Source organism: Saccharomonospora halophila 8 (genome assembly GCF_000383775.1).
GTDB lineage: Bacteria > Actinomycetota > Actinomycetes > Mycobacteriales > Pseudonocardiaceae > Saccharomonospora > Saccharomonospora halophila.
Window position 1 is genome coordinate 14,984 of sequence record NZ_KB912477.1, and the last position, 6,331, is coordinate 21,314.

Consider the following 6,331-nt stretch of genomic DNA (forward strand, 5'->3'; position numbering starts at 1 on the left):
CGGCTCGCCGGGCACGGCCACGGGACCCACGACAGAGGCGACCTCAGGAAACTCGCCACGGACCGGCCGCGGCGCGGGCCCACCCTACGACGCCGCGGTCGCGCCGCCGCGTCCCGGACCATCGCGACCTCCCACGCTCGAACCCCGTTCGATCGAACGTACGTGCGATTCTGGCAGAACGTCGGAGGAGAATCGAGACACTCCGGCACAGCGGTCGAACATGCGTTTGAGAAACGTGTCGATGACAGATAGTGTCGACAGTGGACATGCAGCATCGGGCACGGCCGACGCGTCGCGCTCTCGACCGGGAGGCAGTACGGGGTGGCACGCAAGACGGAGGACAGCGGCACGGTCGGCGACCTCACGCCCGTCGCCGAGGAACCCGACGAGAGTCTGACCCCGCGGCAGCGCACGGTCCTCGACGTGATCCGGGACTGGGTGGACCGGTACGGGTACCCGCCGAGCGTACGGGAGATCGGCAAGGCCGTGGGACTGACGTCGACGTCGTCGGTTTCCCACCAACTCCGCGCCCTGCAGCGCAAAGGTTACCTGCGCCGGGACGCGAACCGGCCGCGCGCCGTGGGCGTGCTGGCCTCCGACGTCGAGCGCACCGATCCGACGGCTCCGGTGGGGACGGCGGCGAACGCGGCACTGGTGCCGCTCGTGGGGCGGATCGCCGCGGGCGGTCCCGTGCTCGCGGAGGAGTCGATCGAGGACGTCTTCCCGCTCCCGAAGGACATCGTCGGCGAGGGGGAGGTCTTCCTGCTGAGCGTCACCGGCGACTCCATGGTCGACGCCGCGATCACCGACGGCGACTGGGTCGTGGTGCGGCAGCAGCCGACCGCCGACAACGGCGACATCGTGGCGGCCATGATCGAGGGAGAGGCCACGGTGAAGACGCTGAAGCACCGGGACGGCCACGTGTGGCTGCTGCCGCACAACGAGGCGTACGAGCCGATCCCCGGGGACGACGCCACGATCCTCGGCAAGGTCGTGGCGGTGCTGCGCCGGCTCTGAGCGTCGGCTCCGAGCGCGGTTCCGAGCGCCGGTCACGGGTCGGCGCGAGGGTCAGCGCCGTCGGAGCCTGCCGAGACCGACCATGACCACCGCGGCGAGCCCGAGGGCGACCAGGACGCCGGGGAGCGTGGCGATCCCGGACCCGTCCGCGCCGTCGGACGCGGTGTCCGCCCGTCCCCCGGATCCGGTGTTCTCCGGTCGGGTCCGCGGCCCGGGTGCGGGTTCTGTCGCGTCGTCCGGTGACGGGGTGCGGGCGAGCGCGGCCGCGTCCGGGACCACGCGGAGCGGACTACCCACCCCCTCGCTCACGGACAACAGGGCGCCGTCGTCGGTGAACGCGAGCGACTCACCCTGTGGCTCGTCGGGCAGCGGGATCCGGACCGGCTGCCGCTCCAGGGCCGCGGGCAGGTCGCCGTCGTCGACCGGGTACAGGTACGCGTCGGTGTAGGTGCGCACGGCGAGCACGGACCCGCCCCGGGCCAGGGCCGCGCCGGTGATCAGTGTCGAACCGACACCGCCGACCGGGCCGCCCGGGGTGTCCGTGGGGGTGTGGGAGACCGTGCCGACCTTGTCCAGCGGGGTCGGTCCCGGCGCCGTGAGCGGCCCGGCCGGCCGGTACACCGCGGACGGCCCGAGCACGTCCTTGGTGATGATGTGGGGGACACCGTCCTCGTCCACCACGAGCGCCTCCGCGTCGTGCGGACCGTCCGGATACGTCAGGCGGTACAACGCCGCCCCCGCGTCCCGGTCCGTCCCGCGCGGGACGGCGTGCAGGGCGACCGTCTCGCGCCTGCGGCGGTTGTCCCCCGTGTCCCCGAGCCAGAGGGTCCCGTCCGGGCCGAGTGCGAGGTCCTCCACATCGTACGGATCGGTCGGGTGCCGCAGCACGTCGCGGACCGCGCACCCGTCGTCCAGCACGAACACCTCGACCCGGGTGCCGCCGTCGTTCACCGCGTACACGTCCCCGTCCCGGGCAGCCAGACCGGACACCTCGTCGAGCCGGTCATCGGTGAACGAGCACCGCACTCCCGGCTCCGGCACCGACCCGGCCGGGTCGGCCCGCACCGTCGTGCCCACGGCCGGCTCCGGCATCGACCCGGCCCCGGACCCGGACCCGGGAGGAACGGGAGCCTGCGCGGAGAGACAGAGGAGCACGGCCGTCGCGACGCCGAGTGCGGGACCGTTCACTCCCGCGACGATAGCGGACCCGGGCCGTCACCGCCGCACCCGAGCCCGCGCACGCTCACGTCGGGGACGCGTGGGTGACGTAGCGGTCCAGTGCGGCCGCGAGGTCCGGGTGGACGCGGGCACGCAGGTGGGTTCCCTCGGAGGTGTGGTCCTCGGCCAGCACCTCACCGTCGGCGTGGGCACGGGCGACGAGCTCGCCCCGGGTGTAGGGCACCAGGGCGTCCACCGTCACCTCCGGGTGCGGCAATCGCTCGGCGACCTCCGTGGTCAGTTCCGCGATCCCCGCCCCGGTGTACGCCGAGACGAGGACGGCGTCCGGGGCGAGATGGCGCAGCCGGGCGAGGGTGACCTCGTCGGCCGCGTCGATCTTGTTGATCACCACGAGTTCGGGCGGCAACGTCGCGGAACGCTGCTCGGCGATCTCCCCGAGGACCTGCCGCACCGCGGTCAACTGGTCCTCCGGGGACGCGGCGGACCCGTCCACCACGTGCACGAGCAGATCGGCGACGGCGGCCTCCTCCAGCGTCGAGCGGAACGCCTCCACCAGCTGGTGCGGCAGGTGCCGCACGAACCCGACGGTGTCGGTCATCGTGAAGACCCGGCCGTCCGGGGTCGCCGATCGCCGGGTCGTCGGGTCGAGGGTGGCGAACAGGGCGTCCTCGACCAGCACCCCCGCACCGGTGAGGGCGTTGAGGACACTGGACTTGCCCGCGTTGGTGTAGCCGACCAGCGCGACGCTCGGCACCGCGTTCGCCACCCGGCGCCCCCGCTTGGTGGCGCGGATGGTGTCCATCGCGTCGATGTCCGCGCGCAGTTTCGCGACCCGTTTGTTGATGCGCCTGCGGTCGGTCTCCAGCTTCGTCTCACCGGGACCGCGCAGCCCCACACCACCGTTGCCGCCGCCCGCGCGACCGCCCGCCTGCCGGGCGAGGTTCTGGCCCCAGCCGCGCAATCGGGGGATCAAATACTGCAGTTGTGCCAGCTCGACCTGGGCCTTGCCCTCCTTCGAGCGCGCGTGCTGGGCGAAGATGTCCAGGATCAACGCGGTCCGGTCGATGACCTTGACCTTGATCTTCTCCTCCAGCTGCCGCAGCTGGCTCGGCGAGAGCTCCCCGTCGCAGACGACGGTGTCCGCGCCCGTGGCGAGCACGATGTCGGCCAGTTCGCGGACCTTGCCCGCACCGATGTAGGTCGCCGGGTCCGGCCGCGACCTCCGCTGGATGAGCCCTTCGAGCACCTCGGAACCCGCGGTTTCGGCGAGGCGGGCGAGCTCGGCCAGCGACTCCTCCGACTGTTCCGCGGTGCCCTCGGTCCACACCCCGACGAGCACGACGCGTTCGAGGCGCAGCTTCCGGTACTCGACCTCGGTGACGTCGGTCAGCTCGGTGGACAACCCCGCCACCCGGCGCAGCGAGGCGCGTTCGGCGAGGTCGAGCTCCCCCTGCGAGAGCTCGCGGTCGTCGAGCTCCGCGTCGGAGAGATCGTTGCGTGTCGGTTCTGTCATCGTCTCCCTATCGTCCCACGCCACGTGGGAAAGAACGAGCGAATTTACCCGTCCGGACGCCCGTACCCCGGACGCGGACGGGCGTGTCCCCGGATCAACCGGGAGGTACGCGGACCTATTCCCACCGCGCCGGCCCCGCCCTCCGCATCACGCGGCTCACGCCGTGGCGTCCCACCACACGGAGTCGAGTTCGCCCCGGGCGACGAACACGGCCGGGCCGCTCAGCGTCGAGCCGTCCCGGTCGACGGTGACGTGCACCGTGCCACCGGGAACGGCGACGTCGGCCTCGCCCTTCTCGGCCCCGCGCAGATGAGACACGGCGGCCACCGCCGCCACGGTCCCGGTGCCGCACGCCCTGGTCTCCCCGACCCCGCGCTCGTGCACCCGCATGCGCAGCCGCTCCGGGGCGAGCACGTTGAGGAACTCGAGGTTCACCCCGTCGGGGAAGATGCCGTCGTCGTAACGCGGCTGTTCGCGCAGATCGAGGTCGGTCACGTCCTCCTCGAGCACCGCGACGAGGTGCGGATTGCCGACGTCCACCGCGACCCCGGACAGCGCACGGTCGCCGACCACGGCCACCGACGTCCCGGTGACGGCGGCGCGGCCCATCCGCACGGTGACCGAGAGGTCGTCGTGGACCCGCACCGGCCGGTCGCCCGCCCGGGTGCCCACGGTGAACTCCCGCCTGCCCTCCAGCCCGGCCTCCACGAGGTACCGGGCGAACACCCGCACCCCGTTGCCGCACATCTCCGCGAGGGATCCGTCCGAGTTGCGGTAGTCCATGAACCACCCGGCCGCGGAGTCCACCCCGACCGCCTCCGGGCGTACGACCCGCAGCACGCCATCGGCACCGAGCCCCCGCTGCCGGTCACACAGCGCCGCCACCCGGCCCGCCGTCAGGTCCAGCGCGCCCGCGGCGTCCGGCAACACCACGAAGTCGTTCTGTGTGCCGTGCCCCTTCAGGAACTCGATACCACCCATGCGCACGAGGCTACCGAGCCAGTTCCGCACGCACCCGGTCGAGGGGATCGGCGCCGGCACCGTCGATCCAGCGGATCCGCCCGTCACGGCGGAACCACGACCGCTGCCTGCGCACGAACCGACGGGTGGCGACCACCGTGGCTCGTTCCGCCGCCTGAAGGTCCCCGTCGCCCGCCAGCGCGTCGAGCACCTGGCGGTAACCCAACGCCCGCGGCGCGGTCGTCCCCTCCCGCAGGCCCTTCGCCTCCAGTGCGCGGACCTCGTCGACCAGGCCGTCGGCGAACATCCGCTCCACCCGTCGCCGGACCCGCTCGTCGAGCTCGTCGACGGCGCGGTCGATCCCGATCAGCACCGTGCCGTACCGCGGGGGTGCGGGTCCGGGCAGGTTGGCCGAGAACGGTTCCCCGGTGATCTCGATGACCTCCAGCGCACGCACGGTACGCCGGGTGTCCGACGGCAGGATCGTCGCCGCGGCGCGCGGGTCCAGTTCCGCCAGCCTGCGGTGCAGCGCCCCGGTTCCCCACTCCGCCGCCTGCCGCTCCAGATCCGCGCGGACCCGCGCGTCGGTGCCGGGAAAGCGCAGGTCGTCGACGACCGACCGGACGTACAACCCCGACCCGCCGACCAGGACGGGCACCGTCCCCGCCGCCCGCAGTCGCTCGATCACCGCACGGGCGTGGCGCTGGTAGGCGGCCACCGACGCGGACTCGGTGACGTCGAGGACGTCGAGCAGGTGGTGCGGGATCCCGCGTCGCTCGGCGGCCGTGGCCTTGGCGGTACCGATGTCCATCCCGCGGTAGAGCTGCATCGCGTCGGCGTTGACCACCTCACCCCCGAGCACCCGCGCGAGTTCCACCCCGAGCGCCGTCTTCCCGGTGGCGGTGGGACCGACGAGGGCGACCGGCCGGATCCCGCCGCTCACCCGTGCCTCCGCGCGGTCGCCGCACCCCGGCACGGCGCGCCGGGTGCGCGGGTGGGTGCGGAACGCCTGCGAGCGGGCATGATGGGGACACACGCGAGCACGATCCCCGAGGTTACCGGTGCGGTCGTGACGTGGTTCCCGTGGAGCACGGGATACCCAGAGAGCGTGGTGACCTGGTTGAATGCGGGCCGACAACCCGTACCCGCACCACCCGGCCCCGCCCCGCGGGGCGCCCGCGCCGCACGCGGGCCGGACAGGCGAGAAGGAGCCCGCCATGGCCGAGCACAACCCCCACACCAGTGACGTCGGCGGAGGTGACGCCCCCGCACCGGGCCAGGTGCCACACGGACGGGGCGGCACTCCGACCCCCGCCGTGCCGGTCGCCGAGCACCACCCGTCCCGCTGGGGTCGCATCGACGACGACGGAACGGTGTACGTCCACACGACAGCGGGCGAACGGGCCGTCGGCGTCTGGCAGGCGGGCTCGGCCGAGGAGGGACTCCGACACTACGCCCGCCGGTTCGACGACCTCCGTACCGAGGCCGAACTGCTCGAAACCCGGCTGACCTCGGGGACCGGGGACCCGAAGCAGGCGCTGACCAGCGCCACACACCTGCGGGACGGGCTCGACGAGGCGGCCGTCGTCGGGGACCTCGCGGCCCTGCGCGCCCGGCTCGACCACGTCATCGACCACGCCGGGCAGGCCCTGGAGCGGGCCC

5 protein-coding genes and 1 pseudogene are annotated in these 6,331 nt (G+C 73.2%); 2 read left to right on the top strand and 4 right to left on the bottom strand.

Going from position 1 to position 6,331, the window contains the following annotated elements:
- Positions 1-321 precede the first annotated feature (321 nt).
- Positions 322-1,017 (top strand): transcriptional repressor LexA, encoded by a 696-nt coding sequence (gene lexA, locus SACHA_RS0100465; RefSeq protein ID WP_019806310.1) that lies wholly within the window; start codon positions 322-324, stop codon positions 1,015-1,017.
- A 51-nt stretch (positions 1,018-1,068) separates the two neighbouring features.
- Here the strand turns inward: lexA and SACHA_RS0100470 are convergent, their stop codons facing one another.
- From SACHA_RS0100470 to miaA, 4 genes are all read right to left on the bottom strand, one after another.
- Positions 1,069-2,205 (bottom strand): hypothetical protein, encoded by a 1,137-nt coding sequence (locus SACHA_RS0100470; protein ID WP_019806311.1) that lies wholly within the window; start codon positions 2,203-2,205, stop codon positions 1,069-1,071.
- Positions 2,206-2,260: 55 nt separating this feature from the next.
- Entirely contained in the window at positions 2,261-3,709 is a 1,449-nt protein-coding gene (hflX, locus tag SACHA_RS0100475; RefSeq protein WP_019806312.1) for a GTPase HflX, read from the bottom strand.
- A 156-nt stretch (positions 3,710-3,865) separates the two neighbouring features.
- The gene (gene dapF / locus SACHA_RS0100480; protein WP_083935740.1) at positions 3,866-4,690 is read right to left on the bottom strand and encodes a diaminopimelate epimerase; all 825 of its coding nucleotides are present in this window, start codon (positions 4,688-4,690) and stop codon (positions 3,866-3,868) included.
- A gap of 10 nt (positions 4,691-4,700) precedes the next feature.
- Positions 4,701-5,612, bottom strand: a complete 912-nt coding sequence (gene miaA, locus SACHA_RS0100485; protein WP_019806314.1) for a tRNA (adenosine(37)-N6)-dimethylallyltransferase MiaA — start codon at positions 5,610-5,612, stop codon at positions 4,701-4,703.
- 274 nt (positions 5,613-5,886) lie between these two features.
- On the opposite strand from miaA, the pseudogene SACHA_RS19555 reads away from it, so the two are divergent.
- Positions 5,887-6,331, top strand: a pseudogene (locus tag SACHA_RS19555) (DUF349 domain-containing protein); the annotation flags it as partial.

Excerpts from the sequence above, each read along its gene's own strand:
- hflX (WP_019806312.1), bottom strand. The coding sequence starts at position 3,709 with ATGACAGAACCGACACGCAACGATCTCTCCGACGCGGAGCTCGACGAC.
- dapF (WP_083935740.1), bottom strand. The coding sequence starts at position 4,690 with ATGGGTGGTATCGAGTTCCTGAAGGGGCACGGCACACAGAACGACTTC.